General features: G+C 47.1%; 22 protein-coding genes and 1 riboswitch. Of the genes, 1 reads left to right on the forward strand and 21 read right to left on the reverse strand.

What is annotated here, in order from left to right; all coding sequences use genetic code 11:
• Window positions 1–12: 12 nt before the first annotated feature.
• From yabN to pth, 7 genes are all read right to left on the reverse strand, one after another.
• Window positions 13–1,506, reverse strand: a complete 1,494-nt coding sequence (gene yabN / locus FE296_RS02610) for a bifunctional methyltransferase/pyrophosphohydrolase YabN (RefSeq protein ID WP_150364156.1) — start codon at window positions 1,504–1,506, stop codon at window positions 13–15.
• A 147-nt stretch (window positions 1,507–1,653) separates the two neighbouring features.
• Window positions 1,654–3,411, reverse strand: a complete 1,758-nt coding sequence (locus FE296_RS02615) for a putative polysaccharide biosynthesis protein (protein WP_150364157.1) — start codon at window positions 3,409–3,411, stop codon at window positions 1,654–1,656.
• A gap of 166 nt (window positions 3,412–3,577) precedes the next feature.
• Window positions 3,578–4,120, reverse strand: coding sequence for a stage V sporulation protein T (gene spoVT / locus FE296_RS02620; protein ID WP_036606123.1), 543 nt, complete (start codon window positions 4,118–4,120; stop codon window positions 3,578–3,580).
• Window positions 4,121–4,451: 331 nt separating this feature from the next.
• A complete protein-coding gene (locus FE296_RS02625; RefSeq protein ID WP_124118805.1) occupies window positions 4,452–5,600 on the reverse strand; it encodes a peptidylprolyl isomerase in 1,149 nt (382 codons plus the stop codon).
• Window positions 5,584–9,111, reverse strand: a complete 3,528-nt coding sequence (gene mfd, locus FE296_RS02630) for a transcription-repair coupling factor (RefSeq protein WP_150364158.1) — start codon at window positions 9,109–9,111, stop codon at window positions 5,584–5,586. Before mfd ends, FE296_RS02625 begins: the two co-directional genes overlap by 17 nt.
• Before the next feature lie 272 nt (window positions 9,112–9,383).
• Window positions 9,384–9,614, reverse strand: a complete 231-nt coding sequence (fin, locus tag FE296_RS02635) for an anti-sigma-F factor Fin (protein WP_017691368.1) — start codon at window positions 9,612–9,614, stop codon at window positions 9,384–9,386.
• Between the two features lie 98 nt (window positions 9,615–9,712).
• Window positions 9,713–10,273: an aminoacyl-tRNA hydrolase gene (gene pth, locus FE296_RS02640; RefSeq protein ID WP_150364159.1), complete on the reverse strand. Its 561-nt coding sequence runs from the start codon at window positions 10,271–10,273 to the stop codon at window positions 9,713–9,715.
• 139 nt (window positions 10,274–10,412) lie between these two features.
• Between pth and FE296_RS02645 the strand changes: the two genes are divergently transcribed.
• Entirely contained in the window at window positions 10,413–10,613 is a 201-nt protein-coding gene (locus FE296_RS02645; protein WP_024633712.1) for a hypothetical protein, read from the forward strand.
• Window positions 10,614–10,808: 195 nt separating this feature from the next.
• On the opposite strand, the gene FE296_RS02650 is transcribed toward FE296_RS02645, so the two are convergent.
• The 14 genes from FE296_RS02650 to FE296_RS02715 all read right to left on the reverse strand — a co-directional run bounded on the left by FE296_RS02650 (window position 10,809) and on the right by FE296_RS02715 (window position 23,766).
• Window positions 10,809–11,762, reverse strand: coding sequence for a ribose-phosphate diphosphokinase (locus FE296_RS02650; protein ID WP_017691370.1), 954 nt, complete (start codon window positions 11,760–11,762; stop codon window positions 10,809–10,811).
• A gap of 101 nt (window positions 11,763–11,863) precedes the next feature.
• On the reverse strand, window positions 11,864–13,255 hold the full coding sequence (gene glmU, locus FE296_RS02655) for a bifunctional UDP-N-acetylglucosamine diphosphorylase/glucosamine-1-phosphate N-acetyltransferase GlmU (protein WP_411860554.1): 1,392 nt from the start codon (window positions 13,253–13,255) through the stop codon (window positions 11,864–11,866).
• Window positions 13,256–13,332: 77 nt separating this feature from the next.
• The gene (locus tag FE296_RS02660) at window positions 13,333–13,527 is read right to left on the reverse strand and encodes a hypothetical protein (protein WP_124118801.1); all 195 of its coding nucleotides are present in this window, start codon (window positions 13,525–13,527) and stop codon (window positions 13,333–13,335) included.
• A gap of 83 nt (window positions 13,528–13,610) precedes the next feature.
• Complete coding sequence (spoVG, locus tag FE296_RS02665; protein ID WP_017691372.1) at window positions 13,611–13,895, reverse strand: septation regulator SpoVG; 285 nt, start codon at window positions 13,893–13,895, stop codon at window positions 13,611–13,613.
• Between the two features lie 188 nt (window positions 13,896–14,083).
• Window positions 14,084–14,911 carry a pur operon repressor gene (gene purR, locus FE296_RS02670; RefSeq protein ID WP_017691373.1) on the reverse strand — a complete coding sequence of 276 codons (828 nt, stop codon included), beginning with the start codon at window positions 14,909–14,911 and terminating at the stop codon, window positions 14,084–14,086.
• A 97-nt stretch (window positions 14,912–15,008) separates the two neighbouring features.
• Window positions 15,009–15,863, reverse strand: a complete 855-nt coding sequence (gene ispE / locus FE296_RS02675; protein ID WP_150364161.1) for a 4-(cytidine 5'-diphospho)-2-C-methyl-D-erythritol kinase — start codon at window positions 15,861–15,863, stop codon at window positions 15,009–15,011.
• Between the two features lie 149 nt (window positions 15,864–16,012).
• Window positions 16,013–16,189, reverse strand: a complete 177-nt coding sequence (locus FE296_RS02680) for a small, acid-soluble spore protein, alpha/beta type (RefSeq protein ID WP_017691375.1) — start codon at window positions 16,187–16,189, stop codon at window positions 16,013–16,015.
• A 250-nt stretch (window positions 16,190–16,439) separates the two neighbouring features.
• Complete coding sequence (gene veg / locus FE296_RS02685) at window positions 16,440–16,715, reverse strand: biofilm formation stimulator Veg (protein WP_017691376.1); 276 nt, start codon at window positions 16,713–16,715, stop codon at window positions 16,440–16,442.
• A gap of 153 nt (window positions 16,716–16,868) precedes the next feature.
• Window positions 16,869–17,765, reverse strand: a complete 897-nt coding sequence (gene yabG, locus FE296_RS02690; RefSeq protein WP_091018332.1) for a sporulation peptidase YabG — start codon at window positions 17,763–17,765, stop codon at window positions 16,869–16,871.
• Window positions 17,766–17,824: 59 nt separating this feature from the next.
• Window positions 17,825–18,727, reverse strand: coding sequence for a 16S rRNA (adenine(1518)-N(6)/adenine(1519)-N(6))-dimethyltransferase RsmA (gene rsmA, locus FE296_RS02695; protein ID WP_272907837.1), 903 nt, complete (start codon window positions 18,725–18,727; stop codon window positions 17,825–17,827).
• Between the two features lie 4 nt (window positions 18,728–18,731).
• Window positions 18,732–19,277: a ribonuclease M5 gene (rnmV, locus tag FE296_RS02700; protein ID WP_150364162.1), complete on the reverse strand. Its 546-nt coding sequence runs from the start codon at window positions 19,275–19,277 to the stop codon at window positions 18,732–18,734.
• 155 nt (window positions 19,278–19,432) lie between these two features.
• Complete coding sequence (locus tag FE296_RS02705) at window positions 19,433–20,617, reverse strand: resuscitation-promoting factor (protein ID WP_124118798.1); 1,185 nt, start codon at window positions 20,615–20,617, stop codon at window positions 19,433–19,435.
• Between the two features lie 273 nt (window positions 20,618–20,890).
• Window positions 20,891–21,144, reverse strand: a riboswitch (cyclic di-AMP (ydaO/yuaA leader).
• A 241-nt stretch (window positions 21,145–21,385) separates the two neighbouring features.
• The gene (locus tag FE296_RS02710) at window positions 21,386–22,156 is read right to left on the reverse strand and encodes a TatD family hydrolase (RefSeq protein WP_190945000.1); all 771 of its coding nucleotides are present in this window, start codon (window positions 22,154–22,156) and stop codon (window positions 21,386–21,388) included.
• A gap of 332 nt (window positions 22,157–22,488) precedes the next feature.
• Window positions 22,489–23,766 carry an HD domain-containing protein gene (locus FE296_RS02715; RefSeq protein ID WP_124118797.1) on the reverse strand — a complete coding sequence of 426 codons (1,278 nt, stop codon included), beginning with the start codon at window positions 23,764–23,766 and terminating at the stop codon, window positions 22,489–22,491.
• Window positions 23,767–23,769 lie beyond the last annotated feature (3 nt).

The following is a 23,769-nucleotide window of genomic DNA, read 5'->3' on the forward strand; positions in this document are numbered from 1 at the left end:
AAATTGAACCCGTTATAATCCTGCCTTTTTCGCATCCTGCCAGAATTGCTCCATCTCTTCTACATTGCTATCTGCTGGTGTTCTTCCCTGTTCACGCAAACGCTCCTCGATGTACTGGAACCGCCCGACGAACTTGCGGTTGGTCGCAGCAAGCGCCTCTTCCGGGTCCGTATCGATGAATCTTGCAACGTTCGCGGCTGCGAATAATAAATCACCCAGTTCGAGCTTCCGTTCTTCCGCAGACTGGCCTTGTTGCACCGCTTCTTTCAACTCCGCCAGTTCTTCCTCGATCTTGGCAAACACGCCTTCAACATCATCCCAGTCAAAGCCTACTTTGGCTGCTTTCTTCTGTAACTTGTATCCCTTCATCAATGCAGGCAAGTCACGCGGTATACCATCCAACACGGAAACCTTCTGCTGATCCTGGCCTTTGCGCTTCTTCTCCTCTGCCTTCATCTGTTCCCAGTTCTGAAGAGCTTCATTCGCATCCTCTGCCTGATTATCTCCAAAAACATGTGGATGGCGGAAGATTAGCTTATCATTCAAACCTTCGATGACATCATACACATTAAATGTGCCCACTTCTTCTTCCATCTGGGAGTGCAATAAAATCTGCAGCAGCAGATCACCCAGCTCTTCTTTCATATGGTCGGGGTCATCCTCATCGATCGTCTCAATGACCTCATAGGTCTCTTCAATCAGGTTTTTGCGAATGGACTGATGTGTCTGCTCCTGATCCCATGGACAGCCACCCGGACTGCGAAGAATATTGACGATCTCATGTAAACGCGCAAAGGATCTGCGACGCAGGGCATCATCAGTGTTCTTCGGCACATAGATCAGTGACAGATTGCCGTACCCTTCGATCCGGTCCAGTTCGTGTAATGGAATCTTGTGAATAACCTCCTGGTCCTGTACACCCAACGCGTGCCCAACAAATACCGGATAATCATCCGGGTAAACCTCCATCAGGCATAGCTTCACATCCGAAGCAGTGAACACATCGTAGACTTGTCCTATCAACGTATGTAGCTGTGGTTGTACCAGTTCTGTGTTCAGGCTGCTGGCATCCAGGAGTTGAAACCCTTCGATTGGATCAAATCCAAGTCGTATAAAAGCTTCATCCAGGAAGCTCTCCCCGCCCATGACACGCAATGAGATACCCATCTGCGGACAACGTTCTTTGAGCAGGCGTACACTTGCTTCTGCTACCATCGGATGACCGGGTACGGCATACACAATCTCCGTTCCGGCCTCACCCTTGCGAGCGGCTTCTATCAGTTGATTCGCGATCTCATCATACACCTCGGGGAAGGAGGACTTTGCCTCATAGATGCCATCAAATGATGTCATCTCTAGTCCCTCTTGCTTCAGATCATTCAATACGGGATGATCCATGGTACGTACATACAGCGTAGCTGCCTGTTTCATTTTTTTGATAATACCTACGGTCAGTTGGTCTGCATCTCCAGATCCAAGACCCACTACGGTTAAAGCTGCACTCATTACATAAACCTCCATCCGGACTACCCTGTCCAGGCTCATAATCATCGTGTCTGAACAGGACTAATTACATGTATTATACCAGAATCATTCGATATCCTATAATTGCATATTAGCTGTGCTGGGTGTAGAAGCACCGTGAGCATGGAGCTAGCGCAGCACACGCAGTCTGCGTAGCAGCTTGGCAAGGCGAGGCCCTAACTTGGGCACGGCCGCCAGCTCCGCGGCGGTCAGTAGTCCTGTCCGGGCCGCCGCCAGCAAGAACACGGCCGAGCCTGCGGCAATGCCCAGCAGGCTCACGCCCATCGCTGCCAGCCTGCGATCGGCCGCGACACCCATGCCGCCGAGTACCGCTTCGGCGGCCCAGGCCATGCCTACCGCCGCCAGACTCATGGCGGCGATCACCAGCGCCGGCTTCGCCAGGACGGCGCCAGGGGCAGGGCGCAGGGCGACAAGTCGCGCCAGCAGCGCCACATTCAGGCCAGCCGCCAGCATGTAGGCGACTGCGCCTGCCAGAGCCGCACCGCTGATGCCCAGCGCCGGCACAAGCATGACGTTCAGCAGCACCTTGACGCCTGCGGCGGCCAGCATGTTGAACGCGGGTGCGCGCACGGCGCCGAGGCCTTGCAGCAGCGCCGCCGCAATAATGCTGACTGTGCTGCCCGCAGCCGTCAGCGCCATGTACCGCAGTGCTTCGGTGCCTGCGGCATCTCCGTACAGCATGCGGTTAATCGGCTCCGCCAGCACCGCAAGACCCGCGGATGCCGCCAGGCCGATCAACCAGAACCAGCGCAGCGCGAGGCCTGCTTGCTGCCGGACGGCTTCTGGCCCGCCCTTTAACCGGGCTTCCGCCATCGCCGGAATAAACAGTACAGACAGTGACGTAGCCAGCATCGTCACCAGTTGAACCAGCGGTAATCCACGGTTATAGATGCCGAAGGAAACCATAGACTGAACCTCATCCATTCCTTCTCCCCGCAGCAATCGGGGCACGGTGAAGGTATCTACCAGATTCATCAGCGGTACAGCCAGCGACCCGAGACAGACGGGAATGGCGTACATGAGCAGCGTCTTGATCCACTCACCATTGGATCGTGATCGTTCTGCCAGAGCGGGGTTAATGGAACTCACCGTTTTCATCTGTGGTGTAACCGATCTATTCTCCTGATGCTCTTGACGCTCATGAGAATCTGATCCAACCTCTTTGCCGTTACTGCTCCTTCCCAAATCCAATGATCCAGGTCCCATTTCCCTATGTTTCCGCCGATGACGTACCATGTACCCTAACATCGTTAACAGCCCGACCATTCCGCCGGCAACGGAGCCCATCATGGCTCCAGCGGCAATCGTCTCAAGCGAAGCGTCTCGTCTCATCAACCATAAAAGCAGAACAATCATGACGGTGACACGTATCGTCTGCTCCACCACTTGCGATACCGCTGTTGGGACCATCTGCTGTAATCCCTGAAAATATCCACGCAGCCCTGTCATCACCGGAACGAATAACAACGCCCACGATGCTGCACGAATCGATGGAACCACATGTCGATTACCAATCATGTCAGCGATTAGCGGCGCACCTGCATACATCAAGAGCGCCATGATCAGTCCAATTCCTCCAAGCAGCACGGAAGATAACCGGATAATCTTTCTGCTCTCGTCCGGTCTCCCAAGTGCATTTTGCTCTGCTACGAACTTGGATACAGCCAGGGGCAGCCCGGCAGCAGCAAGCGTAACAATGAGCATATATAATGGATACACCGTATTGTAAATACCAAAAACACCGTCTCCCCCCAGATTCTGCAACGGAATCTTTTGAAAAGCACCAATGATTTTGGAAATAATGGCGGCAAGCCCAAGAACAAATGCACCCTGTAGCAGCCTTGAGCCTGTAGACGGCTGTTTCATAAGTCCCTCCCGCGTAATCCTTTTAAGCATACCTTGCTATTATAACTGCCCGAAGGCACACAGACTAACCCTCCCCCATCACAATCATCCGGATTAACTTCGTTGTCCCTTAGAATGAAAAAACTCCCGTATGCCCAAGACAGGGCACCAGGAGTTGATCTGCGGTCTATTGTTCCATTTGCTTGCCAAGGAAACCAGCAGCCGTCTCAGACATCTTCACTTCCATCTGAGACATCTTCACCGATTCATCCTTATTGAACAGGATAACCGTTCCGATGGGGTCACCACCTGAAATAATCGGCGCAATAACAAAAGAGGATAACGTCTCGTCATGATCTTTGCTAAGTTCATAAGAACCATTGTTTGTTTCCAAAATGGTCTTTCTGTTTTCCATACAACCTTCCAACAGTTGACCCACCTGCTTGTCCAAATATTCTTTCTTGGAGCCGCCTGCCACCGTGATAATGGTATCCCGGTCAGAAATCATTGTTACATGTCCTGTACTCTCATACAGGGATTCTGCATATTCTTTGGCAAAATCACCAAGTTCGCCAATTGGCGAATATTTTTTAAGGATAACTTCTCCATCACGATCCACGAAAATTTCCAGTGGATCACCTTCACGAATACGTAACGTACGGCGGATTTCTTTTGGAATGACCACACGACCAAGGTCATCTATACGGCGGACAATACCAGTAGCTTTCATTTCACATGTTGCCCCACTTTCTCGAGAAGATTTTTCAACTACTGTTCCTTAATGGGTAGAGGAAAGTCCCAGAACGTTTAGTGTGATATCTTGACCATAGTATTCATCTGTTCCCATTTCCTTATACATGCTTCGGAGAATATAGTTGTGTAACTTTTGAAGAAGGCGACCATGTACCCATACGGCTTGAATATATAAAAGAAGAAGCAAGAAGGAGGTCCTAAGTCCTCCCCTTGCTTCTCTGTATGGTTGTCCATATTTACATAGTACAAGGCATTCATTTCGGGCGAATTCAACCCTGGACGTATGCTAACACAGCAATTTTACTAGCTTACTTGCTGCTTGTACCTTCATCTGTAGTTGCATCTTTGTCTGTTCCAGTCGTACCTTGGTCAGTCTTGGTATCCGTACCTGTGGAGTCATCCGTTTTTGGTTCGGTTGTTTTCTCTCCTTCAGTTCCTGTACCCGTTGTTCCTTCAGTTTTGCCTTCTTCAGCTTTTTCTGTTTTTGGCAACTTAACTTCTTTTACGATTTTGTCCAACTCATTTTGCATGAACGTATCGATCTCAGCAGCTGCCAATTGGCTCTTCAGGCTTTCTTTTTGTTCAGCCGTCAATTTGGCAAAGTCAGCTTCTGTACGAGCTTCCACTTTCATGACGTGGTAACCGTACTCTGTCTCTACTGGATCACTGATTTTGTTCAGTGGCAATGTTTTTGCAGCTTCCTTAAATGCCTCTACCCAGCTGCCTACAGGTGTATTTTCATACAGTCCACCCTTTTCAGCAGAACCTGGATCTTCGGAATATTTTTTTGCAATTTCAGCAAAATCAGCTCCGCCATCCAACTTGGTTTTTACTTCTTTTGCAATCTTCAGTGCATCTTCTTTTTTACGCTCTTTTTGCGTTTTTGGATCTGTGAAGTTAATCAGCACGTGACGAACAGAAGCTGTTGTGAACTGATCTTTGTTTTTCTCAAACTCAGCCTTGATTGCATCGTCCGTAACGCCTGTTTCTTTATCTTTGATAACTGTCATGATTCGAGTCATGTAGCCTTTAATGTTATCGTCAGTCAGGTTCTGAGCTTTCAGCATTTCTGTCCACTGATCTGCCTGAACAGAAGCTTTCATTTTATCGAATTGCTCAGTTGCCGCTTTTGTACCGGCTGTTTTGGCATCTTCGCTTGCTTTGCCACTCAGATATTCATAAGCAACTTCCTGTTTCACCAGATACTCTTTGAAATCGTCCATATCCATCATTTGTGCATACTCCGGATAGAGGAATTTCATGACACGTTGCTCCATGTCAAATTCATTGGCTGTAATAGTACCACCATCATACGTAGCGACTACAGCACTTGTATCCGTCGATTCCGGTGTTTTTGCTTCTTCCTTCTTGCCACATGCAGCAAGCAGTGATAAGGATAGTACTGCGACCATGCTCACAGACAGTACTTTTCCTACTTTTTTATACTTTGGTAACATCCTTTAGTTCCCCCTTTGATTTAAAAGCCGTCTTCATGGACTCCAGAATTTTCTCTACCAGCTCCATCAGTTGCTTATCCCCAAGCCCCTTGCCTTTAGCGTGAATCAGCATATGGGGTCCTTGTTCAAATTGTACACGTCTTTCGAACTGATTTCCAATGTGCGCGATTTTCGAGAGTTCAAAGGCATGTTCACGCCCTTCATAGAACTTCACAGTAATGTCCTCACCACGTTGGGAGATGGACTCAATACCGTAGATTTTGCCGTATACTTTCATCCGCGCAACAGCCAGCAAGTTAATGACGGCTTCCGGAAGATCACCGAATCGGTCAACCAATTCGTCTTCCAACTCCATCGCATCGTCGAAGGATGCAATGACCGCCACTTTTTTGTAGATCTCAATCTTCTGAATACTGTCATAGATATAATCGGACGGCAAGTAGGCGTCGATACTGAGATCCAGGGTTGTGTTCCACTGGTCTGAAGGTACCGGCTCTTCGCCAAGCATCGTAACTTTGCGTTTGTTGATCTCCTCTGCGAGCATCTGGGAATACAGATCAAACCCGACGGAAGCGATGAAACCATGCTGCTCCGCTCCTAGCAGATTTCCCGCACCACGAATCGACAAGTCACGCATGGCGATTTTGAATCCTGAACCCAGTTCGGTGAATTCTTTGATGGATTGCAGACGTTTCTCAGCAACCTCCGTAAGCACTTTATCCCGTTGGTACGTAAAATAGGCATACGCAATACGGTTGGAACGACCCACACGTCCGCGCAGCTGATACAGCTGGGAAAGTCCCATTTTATCCGCATCATGTACGATCAGTGTATTTACGTTCGGAATATCTACCCCGGTCTCGATGATACTTGTGCTCACAAGCACGTCATATTCACCATCCAGGAAGTCCAGAATGGTTTTCTCCAGCTCTGTTTCCGACATCTGACCATGTCCCACACCAACTTTGGCTTCAGGCACAAGCTCAGAAATTTCGGCAGCCATCTCCTGAATTCCCTGAACACGGTTGTAGAGGTAATATACTTGCCCACCACGGGCAAGCTCACGCTCAATGGCTTCACGAACAAGCGCCTGGCTGTGTTCAACCACATAGGTCTGCACCGGGAAACGATTTTCTGGTGGAGTCTCGATAACGGACAGATCACGCACACCCAGCATGGACATATGAAGCGTACGCGGAATCGGCGTTGCCGTCAGCGTCAGCACGTCCACATTGGTTTTCAGCTTCTTCAGTTTTTCCTTATGGGTTACACCGAAGCGCTGTTCTTCATCAACAATCAGCAGTCCCAGGTCCTTAAACACCAGGTCCTGCGACAGCAATCGATGCGTCCCGATGACAATATCCACTGTGCCTGCCTTGATGCCTTTGGCTGTTTCATTCTGCTCTTTACGGGAGCGGAACCGGCTAAGCACATGAATGTTGAACGGATAACCGGAGAAGCGCTCACGGAACGTCTCAAAATGCTGCTGTGCCAAAATGGTTGTTGGCACGAGTACAGCCACCTGTTTGCCTTCAATAGCTGCTTTAAATGCAGCCCGAATAGCCACCTCGGTTTTGCCGTAACCCACATCCCCACACAATAAACGATCCATTGGACGGTTTTGTTCCATGTCCTTCTTGATTTCTTCGATCGCACGCACCTGATCACGTGTCTCATCGTAAGGGAACATGTCCTCAAATTCCTGCTGCTCCGCGGAATCCTTGTCGAATCCAAACCCTTTGGAGGTCTGACGCTCTGCATACAGCTTAATTAGATCATCAGCAATATCCTGTACGGATGTGCGGACTTTATTTTTAACCCGTGTCCACTCATTGCCGCCCAGCTTGTATATTTTCGGTTCTTTTTCTTCGGAACCCACATATTTCTGAATCAGATCGATCTGCTCAATAGGTACAGACAGTTTGTCTCCACCGGCATAGAGAATATGCATGTAGTCCTTATGAATACCGCCAACCTCGAGGGTGCCGATCCCAAGGTACTTACCAATCCCGTGGTTCTGGTGAACGACATAATCGCCCACTTTTAGCTCACTGTAGGATTTGATTCGTTCCGCGTTGTCTACATTCCGAATCGGTTTGCGTACTTTACGCTGTTTTTGCGAGAACATCTCGCCCTCGGTCACGACAGCCAAATGAATGGACGGCATTTCAAAGCCCGTTTGCAAGTTACCGATCATCATCTCTGGCTCTGGAATATCATAGTCCATCAATACCCGGCGCATCCGCTCGAGTCGTTCCTCACCGTTCGCCAGCATGAGCACTTGGACTCCGGCCTTATGCCAACGCTCCATCTCTGCCTTCAGTACGTTCATCTGTCCATGGAAATCCTGCATGCCACGACTGATGAAGTTCAGAATGTTCTGTGGTTGGGTGTGTGGAACTTGGCGCAAAAAGATCGACATAAACAGCGTCTGGAATGGACGCTCATACAAGAGTTCATCACCATCTGCGGATAAAGGAAGATCCGGAAGTGTTTTTCCGTTTTGCATCAAATGCAGATTCCACTCCGATTCATCACGGTCAAGCTGTTTCGATGTCTCCGACAGTCTGGCAGGCTCATCAAGAACCAGCAGGGTATCTTCTGGCATATAGTCGTAGATCGTTTTGTTCTCCGGATAGAGCGGAGAAATATATTTATACATTTCGGAGAAATACACGTGCTCCCGCAAAAGCTCGATCTCCCGGTGAATTTCTTCACGAAGACGCAACTTCGCCTGCCGATCCGTCATTTTCTCCAGCTGTTGCTCCAGCAAAAGAACAGCCGCATCGGCAGCCTTTTCCATACGTTCACGATCTGCAATTAACTCCTTGCATGGTAAAACCGTAATTTCCTCAATCCGTTCAATCGAACGCTGATCCGCGGGGTCAAATGTCCGAATGGAGTCGATCTCATCATCAAATAACTCCACCCGATATGCGATCGATGAAGTAACCGGATAGAAGTCGATGATACCTCCGCGTACACTCATCTCACCACGAGATTCCACGCGTTCCACACGCTCATATCCGAGCTTTACCATCTCCAGCAGGAAGGAGTCCAGTTGAAGTGTGTTGCCCTGTTTAATCAAAATCCGAGCATTGGCCATCACTTCCGGAAGTGGAACATAACGTCTTACCCCGGAAAAAGGAATAACAACAACGCCCCTGAATCCCTGGGCGCAGCGGACCAACACATCAATACGCTGACCCAATGTTTCCGGGCTGGAAACAGCAGCTTCCGCAGCGACAAGTTCGTTGGCAGGATAGATCAACACCTGATCGGGTGAAAGCGCTTCCTGTAAATCTTCTGCAATTTTTTGAGCTGAAAACATATTATGTGTTACTACGAGCAATGGTCGGTTCATTTCCTGATGCAAGGCAGCCAGCATAATCTGACGCGCCGAGCCGGATAGACCCGAAACCAATTGTTCCTTCATGCCGGACTTGATTCCGGCTGTAATGGACCCGAAGTCCGGATCTTTGGAAAAAGCCTGTATAAGTGCTTGTAACAAAAGGGGCACCTCTCTTATAACTTACTTGATTATCTCACGCATATGCGTAGCATCACTATTAAAATGGATACAAATTCCTTTTTGTCCTGTTTCATCATATCGGATTACTCGCAACATTGCCACATCTGTTGATGCGGCGAGCCTGATATTCGAGATAGCCATGGCTTTCATGCCAACTGAAAAGAAGCCTCAGCAGGCTGCCAAGGCTATAAAAGGTGGAGCGTTATTACGCAACCGCCCTCAACTGTCATTCGATCCTGTACAGGCGATGTCTACTGAAGCGGACTCGCGAGCAGGCTGAGCTCCGGATTGTGCTCCAGGGCTTCCTTACAGTAATCACATGTAATCCGAACGGTAATGTCACCACCGGAATTATACGCTATTATATCCCTCCGCTCGTCGGGGGTCAAGAAATGAAAGCCGAGCTCTACTTCCGTTATCCGGGCAGAATCGATTCGTCCAATAAAGGTACGGCAATGCCGACATACGTAATTCACTGACATGTTTATGCCTCCTGAACATGGTTTATACATCCAGTATGTCCAGTATGGCTGAATCGAACCCGTCTTTTTTGATCATTTTACCAGTAAGTCTTATAGATTTACCCGTTAAACTTCGCCATTGTTTGTTCAAACGTATGCGTCAAGCTATGCTCCAGGGCATCACACGTTTGCTCAATAGTCTGATCCAGGGATTCCTTTTCTTTCTTCATGAATGTCGACAGTACATAATCAACAATGGCATGTCCTGGTTCAGGCCGGGATATTCCCATGCGTACCCGGTTAAACTTCTGTGTACCGGTATGCTGAATAATGGACTTGATTCCATTATGTCCGCCTGCACTACCTTGGTAACGCAATCTGACTTTGCCAATCTCTGTATCCATGTCGTCATACACAACAATCAGATCTTCAAGACTAACTTTATAAAAATCCATATATGCTCGAACCGATTCACCAGACAAGTTCATATAGGTCATTGGTTTGATCAGTACGGTTTTCACACCGCCAATATTGCCTTCTCCAATCAACGCTTTACATTTATTCTGTGTAATGGAGATATGATGACGATCAGCCAACCGATCCAGTGCCATAAAACCGATATTATGACGGGTTTTGGCATAGTTCGAGCCTGGATTTCCAAGTCCGACAATCCACTTCATCTTGTTCCCTCCTTCGGATTAGCCTGAGGTGAGGCATAGACTTCGAATCTTATATTTCATATAATATCAGGAAAGTAAAGATCGATTTACTGTAGTATTTACAGTTCATATTTTATCGACCCAGGAAGGTGAGCGGGTTTTGCGCGAAGACAATGGACAACTGACTCAACATAGCGATTTTATCTATCATCTCGAATATCACGTACCTGTACAGGTATACGACCGCGACACCCATATTGAGATTGGTCTAATCACACGTTTCGATAATCAATTCGTCGAAATTGCCGACACGCTTTTTCATCGGCGTCGTTTCCGATTTATCTCCCGCCCCGGGTATTAACCATATAAGATGAACGAACCATTTTACACTGGATCACTGCGCTTGCAGAAACATCTTCCGGTGTAAATTAGTAGTTCAAACTTATATGGACTGACCAGCGTCTGTTTCACTTTTAATAAAACGGCACGCCGACAGGGGTTACATTTTCCATTGAACCGGAAAACGTAACCCCTCTACTACTTTATGCAGACATCCTTATTCAATTTCAAACAGCTTGCTGATTGACAATTCCTCATGAACCCGGATAATCGCTTCTCCGAGCAAAGGCGCTACAGACAACACTTTGAGTTTGCTTGTCGGATTAGCATGCGTAATTGGAATGGTATCCGTTACGATGACTTCCTTCAATGGTGCATTCTCCAAACGTTCCATCGCAGGTCCGGACAATACCGGGTGAGTACAGCACGCGTATACTTCTTTTACGCCGCCTTCCATCAGAGCATTCGCTCCCAGTACAATCGTTCCCGCCGTGTCAATAATGTCATCGATCAGGATGGCTGTTTTACCCTCGATGTTACCGATAATGTTCATCACTTCGCTCACATTTGGCTCAGGACGACGTTTATCAATAATTGCCAAGGGTGCATTCAGGAAATCAGCCAGTTTACGTGCGCGTACTACGCCACCGTGGTCAGGCGACACGACAACTGGATTTTCGATCTGTTTCGACCGGAAATATTGAGCCAGAATCGGCACGCCGAGCAAATGGTCAACCGGAATGTCGAAGAATCCCTGAATTTGCATTGCATGCAGGTCCATCGCGATGACACGGGTTGCACCCGCTTTTTCAATAAGGTTAGCAACCAGTTTCGCTGTAATCGGGTCACGCGAACGTGCCTTGCGATCCTGTCTTGCATAGCCATAATAAGGAATAACGACGTTAATCGTCTTGGCAGATGCCCGTTTGAGTGCATCAATCATCACGAGCATTTCCATCAGGTTATCATTAACCGGCAAGCAAGTGGACTGCACGATATAAACGTGACAACCCCGAACACTCTCGGAGAGTTTCACTTGAATCTCGCCATCACTAAAGCTGGTTGTGTGAGATTCACCCATAGGGATCCCGATATAATCAGCAATTTGATGGGCAAGCTTGGGGTTAGAATTGCAAGTAAATATTTTTAATTTCGAATCAAAATAAGTCATAAAATAAAAACCCTCCGTGCTGGTTCATTGGAATCAATAAGCGTCTGCGACATGTCGGCACCTCCCCGATCTTCGGGAGGCAATCTTGTTATCAAAACCCCTTATTGGGGTTTGGCATTTTGTTTCTTGGCTTTGGCACGTCCGCGAATCTTCTCCGCATAACCAGGTTTATTCTCCTGACGTGGACGAGCAATGGCCAGATCATTCTCGGGAACGGAATGGGTAACGGTGGAACCAGCAACCACATAAGCGCCTTTTCCTACCGTAATCGGTGCAATCAGATTGACGTTGCTGCCTACAAAAGCATCATCTTCAATCGTTGTCACAGCTTTATTATAACCATCATAATTGACAGTTATTGCCCCACATCCAACATTTACGTTTTTCCCTACTATGGCATCTCCAATATAGCTGAGATGAGATACTTTGGAACCTTCATCAATTGTAGCATTTTTCACTTCAACAAAGTCACCGATTTTTACGTTGCGACCCAGCTTAGTCCCTGGACGCAAGTTAGCAAATGGACCTACCGTTGCATCAGAACCAACCTCGGCATTGGATACTACCGAATGTTTAATTGTAACTCCGTCCTGAATAACGCTGTCTTCCACATCTGCCTGAGGACCAATATGACATGCTTCACCGATGGAAGTTGTGCCTTTGAGGATCGTCCCCGGATACAAAACTGTATCTGATCCAATCGTAACATCCGCTCCGATATATGTCGATGACGGATCAATGATTGTCACACCATTCAACATATGGCGTACGGCAAGACGCTCACGCATGAAGGCTTCGGCTTGCGAAAGTGCAAGTCGGTCGTTAACCCCGATGGATTCTGCGATGTCATCCGACATGTAAGCTTCAACCACTTCTCCATCATTGCGGAAAATGCCAACCACGTCTGTGAGATAATACTCTCCCTGAGCGTTCTGGTTCGTCACTTTTCCCAGGGCAGCGAACAATTTTGCATTATCGAAACAGTATGTGCCCGTGTTAATCTCTTTCACAGCATCTTCCTGCTCTGTGCAATCCTTTTGTTCCACAATCCGTTGTACAGATCCATCTTCTCCGCGAATAACGCGGCCATAACCTTTGGGATTGTCCAACTGAGCCGTAAGAACTGTTGCTGCTGCTCCGCTGCTCTCATGCAACTTCATCAGACCTTCCAACGTCTCACTGGTCACAAGCGGTGTATCTCCACAGACCACAATTGTAGAACCTGTCTCTCCGCCAAGCAAAGATTTAACCTGCTTCACTGCATGACCTGTACCCAGTTGTTCCGCCTGAAGTGCATACTCCGCTCTGGAACCCAAAAATGACTGCACCGCTTCGGCACCATGACCGACGACAACTACACTGCGTTCAACGCCTGCGCTGAGTGCTGCATCCAGCACATGTCCAACCATAGGTTTACCGCATACGGGATGCAGTACTTTGTACAATTTTGATTTCATTCGTTTTCCTTGCCCTGCGGCAAGAACGATTGCCATTCGTTTCAAAATTAACGACCTCCTGTTCTGAAAATCCCATTGAAATGCATTGCTGATCTATATCCAATGAGTATCGTTCAGCCGGCTTCAAGCCGGTCCTGTTCATCGCCTGCTGTCTCTGTAATCACACGTAACAACGCGGACACCAACGAATCGTGACCTATATGTATACGCCGTGTACCTGCGAGCTTAACCGAATCCCAATGATTCCTAAGATGCCGCCCTGCCACCAAGCGCACGATGCGCTTTTTGTTCTCTGCTAATAAACTCAATACTGAATATATCTTATTCCGGTCAAAAAGAAAAGAGAGCCATAAGACATGGCTCTCTTTTCCTTCGAACCCCAATAATGTTCTCAGGCACCTTCTTCAATGACTTCTTCCTCAGTTGCCGCACGATCGTATTCAGTCAAAACTGCTGCCTGAATCTTCTCACGCGTACCGGAAGAGATCGGGTGGGCGATATCACGGAACTCTCCATCAGGAGTACGCTTGCTCGGCATTGCAACAAACATTCCGTTGTTACCATCAATGACACGAATGTCATGAACGACGAATTCGTTATCGATGGTAATGGATGCGATAGCCTTCATTCTCCCCTCCGAGTTAACACGGCGGAGTCTGACATCCGTAATTTGCATGTGTGTGTTCACCACCTTTTTCCATCAGAACTTGGTGTATAATTCCACACAGCATATACGAACTCCTTCTTTTTATAACCACAAAAATTTCCTAATTTCAGGAATTTTTTTATTTAATACACAATTCGACAACGTTCATGCCAGGTCGATGGAAAAGACCCTTTAACGACATAACATTCGTCATCTTTCTACAGGTCAAAATAGTTGCCAGGCTTGACGGAAATCTGTCTGCTCTTGGCATCAACCGCTGTAAGTTTCGCCAGAGATACGTAATCTGTTAGCAGACGTTCTTCTGAATCTACAGAACCAGATTCCACCAGTACCCCTACCCCCGCAACTGTAGCATTAAACTCGGCCAAAAGATCGATCATTCCTTGCACCGTACCCCCGGCCTTCATGAAGTCATCCACAATAAGTACTCTGGAATGCTCACGCATCGCCCTACGAGACAGGGACATGGTATGCAGACTTTTATGGGACCCGGATACATAATTGATACTTACGGCCGATCCTTCTGTAGCCTGATGGTCCCTGCGTACGAGCACGACAGGCAGGTTGAGCTGGGCTCCGGTCGCATAAGCCAGTGGAATTCCTTTGGTTTCTACCGTCATAACCACATCAATATTCATATTGCCAAAGGCTGTTGCAAAAATCTTGCCGGCTTCATTCATCAATGCGGGCTGACCAAGCAAATCGGACATGTACAGGTATTCTCCAGGCAAGATCCGATCAGGTTGCGCGAGCTGGGTCGAGAGCCGCTCCGCAAATGCCAGTGCCAGTTCTCGGGATACCTTCGGAATCCATCTTACTCCCCCGGCTGCTCCAGCCAGTGTATGCAGTTCTCCTGACCCACCTTCTTCGAACACTTCCTTGATAATAGCCAAATCTTCACTAATTGAAGACTTTGCGGCACCATAACGTTCGGCAAAAGTGGTCAGCGGAATAACCGTATGCGGTCTGGACAATAAGTATTGCGTCATTTCAACCAGCCTTGCGCTTCGTTTTAACTTCTTCACAGAGATCCATCCTCACGATCACGGAAACATCCAAATCCGAATAATTATTTAAAAATATACCACCTTTATACGTGTTTGTACATTATAAAAGCGAATTTCACGTCAACATACGTACAGCGTACACTTCTTTACAGAAACCACGCAGACCATTGTATATCCGGGCAACCTTTGATTCTTTGGAGACCAGACCAAATACCGTTGGACCGCTACCGGACATTAACACGCCGTCTGCACCCAATCGAATCATGGCATCCTTCAGATGCTGAACTTCCGGATACAGTTTCAACGTTACATCTTCAAGTACATTGCCCATCTGGTTACATACTTCCGTAAATGATTGGTTACGAATAGCCTGCTCCATTTTAGCCGCACTCGGATGACGAACAATCTTGTCACTGCGGAACCGTCCGTACACATCGGCTGTAGACACATTGATCGGAGGTTTGGCCAGAATCACCCAGCATTGCGGCGGAGTAGGAATGGGAGTTAACTTCTCACCACGGCCTGTAGCAAGTGCAGTCCCTCCTGTGATACAGAATGGAACATCCGACCCAAGTTCAGCTCCAAGCTCCTGCAGCTCGTGATCCGGTATATTCAACCGCCACAGACGGTTCAATCCACGCAGCGCTGCTGCTGCATCACTGCTGCCCCCGGCAAGTCCAGCTGCTACTGGAATCTTTTTATCCAGATGAATATGGACGCCCGTACGCACGTTATAGCGCTCCTTAATGAGTCTGGCTGCTTGGAAAGCCAGATTCTTCTCGTCCAGCGGAATATAACCCGCCTGACTGGAGATGAAAATGGTATCTCGCGGCAGCTCCGACATTTCCAGCCGATCAGCCAGATCGACCATGGTCATGATCATTTCAACTTCATGGAATCCATCGCTTCTTTTATGTAAAACGTCCAGCATCAAATTAATTTTAGCAGGCGCTTTTTCGTAAATTTTCAAGGCGTTCACCCGTCCTCACCTTTTCCCTAAGACAACTTAACATATTATATCAAAATGGGGCTGTCAAGTCATTTCTATTCCGCATCTAAGGGGAAAAAGCGGGGTTGTTCCTGACGGATTTCCCCGCTTTTCAGTCTGTTTGAACCGAATTAAGATTTGCGGGCAGCCTGCTCAGCAAGTTGAATGGCTCTTTTCACCATGTTTCCTGCATCCTTGGCTTTGATTCCACCCCAGCCTTCCTGTTGGACCGTATCATAGAAGCCAAGGTCTTTCGCAAGCTCATTCTTCAGATCCTCTGACATGACACTTCTTCTTCTGCGACTCATGAACCATCCTCCTCCAAAGTATCCTTCATAATGTGATGAGTTCGTTCACGTTTTGGACATCTTGTCATCAGGCTATATTCAGTTTCCTGCATTGCTTTAAGAAACTGTCCCTTCACCTGTCCATATAGTATGCCGCGACTGTTCCTCGCTCATTCCTGAGTATGTATGGGTTACGTTAGAGGACGAATTGGTGTTTAAAAAAACAAAAAAGCAATCCGCCTTGTGGGGCGAATCGCCTGTAAATCGATACTTACGTCTCCATATAGGAGCTATGCGTCTGGCTGCCCGGGTCATAAACCATGACTTCCACCGACTCCGTAAGTATATCCGCATAACTATAAGATACTCGCTTGAAGGTTTCTTGCTCCTCATCAAGCTTAACAATAAAAACAGAAGGGTACGTTTCTTCCAATACACCCGTACGCTCAATGGTCTTACGGCGGCCACCATTAGCCCGCAACATAATTTTCTGACCAATATGTGCATCGAGATTGCGTTTGATATCCAACAGCGTGTTTTTAGCCATTGTCGACGACCACCTCTTTTCTTGTCCATTATACCGGATTTTACAGTCATTGTCAAATCAAAACTAATTATTATATCAGCATCAAAAAGTTGTTGTCAATGAATTTTTTTGCAAACAAAAAAAGCCCCAAATTGGGACTTTAAATGGCCTACATCAGACTGCCGACGGGTTCACTTTTAACGTAGATAAATCATTCAGCCCAGGCAGACCTACCCGGTAACTCCCCCGTGTCTCGACACCACCCACACCCTGGCTACCACTGATGGTATTGTGCAGAACATCACTCATATTGACCGTATCACGCACAGATGTGAAGGAGGCCTTGGCTGCCACATAGACCGGATCAAGTGCATGAATGAGAATTCTGCCTGGAGAACTGGCAAAGTTTGCTCCAGCGCGCAACAGGGCCTCAAAATGGGACTGACAGGCCCCTGCCACAATAGTGAGTGCATCCAGATGGCGTTCATATTGTCTGGCCACCTGAATGGCCGACACAAAATTTTGCGAGTTCTTGTAGCTACCAAGACTATATAAGTCATAGGGCTGACGTGTCTTTAGCACCCCATCATGACCCGTAATGACCACGATATCTGGACGTACTTTGGGTAATAAACGGTATAAGGTATCTGCCATTGCCGATTCATGAACATATTGTCCCTCTGCGGGAACACGAAGTTGCTCATAGAGATCCATACTTTTTTTCAAATAGTTCGGATCTCCATCCAGATGAAGCACCTTCCCAGGCATCTCAAAATAAGCCGGTTCCTGCTGAGCAGACCAATCCTGTACCAGACCTTCGCGATTCCGCTCAGCCTGTTCCATACGATTCTGCTGCAGGCGGGACAGGGTCTGATGTGCTTTAACATGCGCCTGTCTGGTCTTGGCGCTTTGCGGTTCATAGGGAACCTGTATCAAATCGTCCACTGGGGAATCGGCAAGCAGCCGGAACTCAGTCCCTTTAATGACCGCAGCATCCAACTGGAGGCCTTCCACCCGAAAAGTCACATCGCCACCGTATGACTTCCGAACGACCAAGTCTCCGATATTCATCAACGTAATCACCTCTACCCCATCGTATGGGCAGAGACCCGGTTTGGTTCATTCAAATTTTACAGCGCTGCACGTACCCCTGCTTCCCACATTACGGTGCTGAGTGTAGCGTACTCCTGCAGACTCAATGTCTCTCCGCGTCGGGACGGTTGAATACCTGCCTGCTCCAGCAGAATGTCTGCCTGTTCCCGGTTCTCCTTTGTGAAGAAGCGTGCCTTCAAGTTGTTTGAGATTGTTTTTCTCCGCTGGGCAAAAGAAGCCTGTACCACTTCGAAGTAGTGTGCTTCATCCGGAATCTCCACTGGCGGTTGCTCACGCACTTTCAGCTTAATAACAGCTGATTCCACATTAGGTTGCGGAATGAAGACTGTAGGAGGCACAATACACACAAGCTCCGGCATACTGTAGTACTGAACTGCAATGCTCAGACTGCCGTAGTCTTTTGATCCCGGTGCAGCAGCCATGCGTTCAGCCACTTCTTTTTGGATCATGACAACAATGCTGTCTACCGGCAGCTTCTCTTCCAACAGTTTCATCATGATTGGAGTCGTTACATAATAAGGCAGATTAGCCACGACACTGACTTTGTCCACGGATGCAAAATCCGTATTAAACAACTCAGCCAGATCAAGCTTCAGCACGTCCCCATGATGAACACGTACATTCGAATAAGGCTGCATCACTTCTCCCAGGATTGGGATCAAGCGCTGATCAATCTCTACGGCTGTGACAGGACCAGCTACCCGAGCGAGTCGTTCCGTAAGGGCTCCAATACCCGGACCGATCTCCAGTGCACCCTTGGACTCGTCTAAATCGGCTGCATTAACGATTTTGTTCAGTATATTTTGATCGATCAGAAAGTTCTGACCCAGACTTTTCTTAAATGAGAATCCGTGTCTTTGAATAATTTCTTTGGTTCGCTTGGGGGTTGCAATTTCTATCGTCTCTTCCATGTCCTTCATATGCTCACAATCCTTCACGTTCAATTTGCGCTAATGCTGTAGAGAACTCTTCCCGTGTAATCTGAAATACACCGAGACGTTTGTGGAACTGCTTACCGTTACAATATCCGATACCCAGCAGATTGCCCATCTCCATGCGACGTGCAGCAGCCTGCGGATGCACAATAAGTCCTGCCGCGATCAGGTCCTCCCAATCGATCAGGCTAGGAGCGCCTTCGTATGAAGTATGTACGCGTGCCAGAGCATGACGGATCGCCTCCGGTGAGGCATTCTCCACCCCAATATCCCCTTTGCGTGTGGCATCGGCTTCCGGAATGAAAGCATGTTTGCAGCCAGGCACCTTATTCGCAATGATTTTACGAATGCGCTCGCCAGCATGATCCGGATCTGTCAGTACAATGACTCCCCGTCTCTCCTGAGCAAGCGCAATCCGCTTCAGAATGCGTTGGTTGATGGCTGATCCACCTGTTTCTATGGTATCGGCTTCCACGGCCCGACGGATGGCTACCGTATCGTCACGGCCTTCCACCACAATGACTTCTTTTATCATGTTCCATTTCTTCCTTTCTAACGCAAAAAGAAGAGGAATATCCTCTTCTCTGCCAAACGGCGGGGGAGACTAAATTCAGACTCCTCCGCCGCATATTCCGCATGAATCATTCATGCAACTATTTTATAGCATTCCCATTTCAAAGTAAAACGATTTTAGTTCGCTTCCGGCTTCACCGGACCGATCACGTAGACCGTCTTGCCTTTCTTGCGTCCAAAATTCAGGGCATGCTTCACACTGTCATAATACACATCAATTTTGTTGCCTTTAATGGCACCGCCTGTATCTTCCGCACGACGGAATCCCAGACCTTCGATATATACCCACCAGCCAATTGGAATGACTTTGGGATCAACCGCAATGGTGCGTCCTTCCGTTACACGAGTACCGGAAGCTGTTTTAGTTCCAATGCCAGGCTCTTCGGAAGAGTAGGCAGTCATGGATACATTTTTAAGTACTTTGGAGTATTTAAAAGAAGTCCCGGATACGGTAATCACTTTGCTGCCCGAGGCAGATGTTTTCTTCGAGTTCGTTGTTGTAGCCTTTTTGGTTGTTGAAGTCTGAGCTGATACGGTCTGAATCTCTGGTTCTTTCACGACCGGTTTTGCTTTGGTGCCGACAGCAATCACTTTATCTACACGATTATTCGCGACAGATTTGCCGACCATTTTTTTGGAGACCAATTCTCCATCCTGAAATACCTTTTCGATGTGCTGTACAAGTTTGCCTTCTTTGCCGTTCACAACGACACGGTTATCTCCTTTGTACAAGCTAGGGTCAGCCGTTTTAATGACTTTGTAAGCGATCGGATGTTCTACATCCACTGTACGCTTTGTTACGCGCACTACACGAATCTTCATATCCGCTTTGATCGAAGTTCCAAGCGCCGGATATACTTTATCATTACTTTCAACTTGAATACCTGATTTTTGAATTGCATCTTCTACCGATGAATCCGTTGTATACAGAGTCTTGGTGTCTCCGTCTGCCGTAATGTTAACTGGAACGGCCCGCTCAATAACGATTCGGTCTCCATCTGTAATCGCTCCATTCATGGACATGGATACCTTATCGTGAGGGCTGACTGTGATCGACTGCTCCTCCAGCATTTCCTGAAGCATTCCTGTACGAGTCTCTACCACCTGAGCTTTGCCATCAATAACCAGTGAAATTTGTTTCCCGGCCTGACCGTAAACGACTAACAAGATCATGATTGTAAGCGCAATTGAGAAAATCGCGATCAATGCCATTTGACGCATGTTCTCATGCTTCCACCGCAACGCGAAAGACTTACTGGATGATCGTGACTCATGGGTCTCTTCTGGTTGGAATGTGCCCACTTCTCCGTCCTCCTTCATAGCCTCGCCGTCTAAAGTAATGCATGATGTCTTTGACGTGACTATACCAAATTTTCTACAGAACACAGATTGGACCAACATAATCCGGTTCTGCACCATGAATCAATCTTCGCAACATGATGTCATCCTCCTGAATACCTACCGTATGATGACAATATTTCTTTTATTCAAAAACAAAAAAGCCAAAGAAAGAGTGTAAGAGGAACTCTTTCGTGGCTTCCGAATGATTTTGAATATCGGAAATTCATGCACGAGGTTGCCTCTCTTTTTCCGCTTGCGAGGTTAGCTGTCGGGTTCGGGCGAAAGAGAGCCGCCCTATCTTGGGTCACCCGCTCATGGCGGACGCCCTTGAATTCACCCCGAGACCCAAAGAAGAAATCAAATACGGCTTCGCAGTTCCCTTCGCTGCTTTTGGGTCAGCGAACGTTGCGCATCGGCCAAATACACCGATGTTTAAGCCCTATTGGTTCCCCCGCTCTCCGTTAACGGAGACTCAGCGAGACTGATTCATGAAAGTAATGTTGTTTCATCGGAAAGTGTCCCTTTGTTCATCCCCCGAACATCTGTCCAATTTTCCGCACAACAATTCACTGAAAAGATGATATCCTGTTTTGATGCATGTTGTAAAGCGTTGATCAAGTACGTTTTTCTGAATATTTGGTTAAAATATTGTAATATTCTTGATTTATTTGGATCAAAGGGCAAATTACCTCCGCTTACCTGCCTTTTTCGCCCCATTTGCTCGTTTTTTTAACGAATTCCAAATCGTTCCATGGCATTTTTGGTTGTTATTGCAGCAATTTCCTCCACCGAAATGCCTTTAATTTCCGCAGCTGCCTCTGCAACCAGACGTACATGCGCTGTCTCATTTCGCTTTCCACGATAAGGGTGAGGTGTCAAATATGGAGCATCTGTTTCAATGAAAAACCGGTCCATAGGAACCTTTGCCAGCACCTCTTTTGGCTGCTTTGCATTTTTGAATGTGATCGGTCCTCCGAAGGAGAGATGGAAGCCCATATCGAGACAACTTTTGGCTGTTTCCCAGCTGCCCGAGAACGAGTGCATCACACCGCCAACCTCACCCGCTTTCTCTTCACGCAAAATTCTTATGATATCCTCATGTGCATCCCGATTATGGATGACAATCGGCATGTTTACTTCACGCGCCAAAGCAATTTGTTGTCGTAATACGCGATGCTGTATTTCCTTTGGTGAAGTATCCCAGTGATAATCCAAACCAATCTCACCGATCGCAACCACTTTTTCATGCTTGCATAAAGATGCAATCCACTCCAAATCGCCCTCCTGCATTGTGATCGCATCTACGGGATGCCACCCTACAGCTGCATATATAAAGTCATATGTTTCAGCGAGTTTCATTGTGGTTGGAATCGTCTCCCGGTTAAAACCAATGTTGATCATGCGACCAACTCCTGCATCCACAGCACGCTGAATCATGTCCTCGCGGTCCTCGTCGAATTGTGGTGCATCCAGATGTGTATGTGTGTCGAACAGCATCATGTCTGTATCTCCCTTCATGTCGAAATATCGACTATCTTCTTTTTCAAAATCCAATTTGTAAAATTCAATAATTCAATGACTCATACATAAAAGATTTTGGGTATCTGTGTATTACATCATTACGTTTGTTTCTTCACAACTACAATATATAGAAGATATACGGATATTCTGATCTATATATTGCTGATTGTGCTATTTTTGCCTACTTGCATTTACATAATTATGTCGATCTACATATACTCCCCATTAAAGCAGATTACTGTATCATGAAAAATAGCTCTTTTAGAAAGTGTTTTGATATCGAAATTCTTCATCGGATTATATCCACACGATTACAAGAAATAGGGGCGTATATGTGACGGTAATTCGTGAATAATCGCATCCACCTTGTTTTGCGGGTAATACAAATGATGTTTCCCTCGGTGAAGCCCACTGATAGAACGGACAATGTCAGATACTTCTGACAACTCACGTAAATTGTCCTGTCGATCCAGAAGAAGAATCTGCTTATCTGTGGATTCATCCGGACGAAACACATCATACGGATTATCCGAAGGAAAATCAATTTCAAGATCATATTCGGGATCAAGGCCTGCCTGTGCAAAAGCTTCCCGAATCTCTTCCATCATTGTCAAGTCGACCTGTTCGAGCTCTACATACTTATATAACTTGCGATCCATAAAACGTTCGCATAACTCACTCAGAACAGTATCGTCCTCCTTGCGCCACTGCGTAAATGCCGTCTGGATTAATGCTTCATCCAACTGCAAATATTCATCTACAGATAATTCTCCTGCAAATAATTGAGGGAGTGGATCAATCATGAAGCGAAATTGAAAACCATGCTGTATGAGTGTTTTTGCTCGCTTGAATATTTGCCGCAATATAATTTCAGAACTACGAGTTACCGGATGGAAGTAAATCTGCCAATACATCTGATACCGAGACATGAGGTAATCCTCCACAGCATGCATGCCTGACTCCTTGACTACAATCCGCCCATGATAAGGACGCAGCATCCGAAGGATACGATCAAGGTCAATCGTGCCGTAATTTACACCTGTAAAATAGGCATCCCTGAGCAAATAGTCCATTCGGTCTGCATCAAGCGGACTGGTCACCAAGTTCACCACAATCGGCTTTTCATACGTTTTTTGAATGACAGACGCTACTTTCTCAGGAAAATCAGGAGCATACCGTCTTAAGATCGCCCCTACTTCGGTATCACCTGTAATAATGCGACAAGTCCAATCTTCGTGATTCATGTCAAAAGCCTCCTCAATGGAGTGAGAGAATGGCCCATGCCCGAGATCATGAAGTAGAGCTGCACACAGAGCTACAATCTTTTCTTCCTTCGGCCAATCCGAATAATGACTTCTTTCAAATTGAGATATGATCTTGCGTGTGATTTCATAAACACCTAGTGAATGTGAGAACCGACTATGCTCTGCTCCGTGAAATGTAAGGTAAGAAGTACCCAGCTGACGAATCCGGCGTAAACGCTGAAATTCCGGGGTGTTAATTAACTGCCATATAACCGGATCTTGCACGTGGATATAATTATGTACCGGATCTTTGAATACTTTCTCTTCCGTTAAACGTTGTTCCATGTC

The sequence above is a fragment of the Paenibacillus sp. UASWS1643 genome, from assembly GCF_008693195.1.
In the GTDB taxonomy this organism is placed as follows: domain Bacteria; phylum Bacillota; class Bacilli; order Paenibacillales; family Paenibacillaceae; genus Paenibacillus; species Paenibacillus amylolyticus_B.

What these genes read in the sequence shown, in the direction of transcription:
- yabN (WP_150364156.1), bottom strand. Translation starts at nt 1,506, where the DNA reads ATGAGTGCAGCTTTAACCGTAGTGGGTCTTGGATCTGGAGATGCAGAC.
- FE296_RS02615 (WP_150364157.1), bottom strand. Translation starts at nt 3,411, where the DNA reads ATGAAACAGCCGTCTACAGGCTCAAGGCTGCTACAGGGTGCATTTGTT.
- spoVT (WP_036606123.1), bottom strand. Translation starts at nt 4,120, where the DNA reads ATGAAAGCTACTGGTATTGTCCGCCGTATAGATGACCTTGGTCGTGTG.
- FE296_RS02625 (WP_124118805.1), bottom strand. Translation starts at nt 5,600, where the DNA reads ATGTTACCAAAGTATAAAAAAGTAGGAAAAGTACTGTCTGTGAGCATG.
- fin (WP_017691368.1), bottom strand. Translation starts at nt 9,614, where the DNA reads ATGTCAGTGAATTACGTATGTCGGCATTGCCGTACCTTTATTGGACGA.
- pth (WP_150364159.1), bottom strand. Translation starts at nt 10,273, where the DNA reads ATGAAGTGGATTGTCGGACTTGGAAATCCAGGCTCGAACTATGCCAAA.
- FE296_RS02650 (WP_017691370.1), bottom strand. Translation starts at nt 11,762, where the DNA reads ATGACTTATTTTGATTCGAAATTAAAAATATTTACTTGCAATTCTAAC.
- glmU (WP_411860554.1), bottom strand. Translation starts at nt 13,255, where the DNA reads ATGGCAATCGTTCTTGCCGCAGGGCAAGGAAAACGAATGAAATCAAAA.
- spoVG (WP_017691372.1), bottom strand. Translation starts at nt 13,895, where the DNA reads ATGCAAATTACGGATGTCAGACTCCGCCGTGTTAACTCGGAGGGGAGA.
- FE296_RS02680 (WP_017691375.1), bottom strand. Translation starts at nt 16,189, where the DNA reads ATGAGTCGCAGAAGAAGAAGTGTCATGTCAGAGGATCTGAAGAATGAG.
- veg (WP_017691376.1), bottom strand. Translation starts at nt 16,715, where the DNA reads ATGGCTAAAAACACGCTGTTGGATATCAAACGCAATCTCGATGCACAT.
- yabG (WP_091018332.1), bottom strand. Translation starts at nt 17,765, where the DNA reads ATGAATATCGGAGACTTGGTCGTTCGGAAGTCATACGGTGGCGATGTG.
- rsmA (WP_272907837.1), bottom strand. Translation starts at nt 18,727, where the DNA reads ATGAAGGACATGGAAGAGACGATAGAAATTGCAACCCCCAAGCGAACC.
- rnmV (WP_150364162.1), bottom strand. Translation starts at nt 19,277, where the DNA reads ATGATAAAAGAAGTCATTGTGGTGGAAGGCCGTGACGATACGGTAGCC.
- FE296_RS02710 (WP_190945000.1), bottom strand. Translation starts at nt 22,156, where the DNA reads ATGATGCTGTTCGACACACATACACATCTGGATGCACCACAATTCGAC.
- FE296_RS02715 (WP_124118797.1), bottom strand. Translation starts at nt 23,766, where the DNA reads ATGGAACAACGTTTAACGGAAGAGAAAGTATTCAAAGATCCGGTACAT.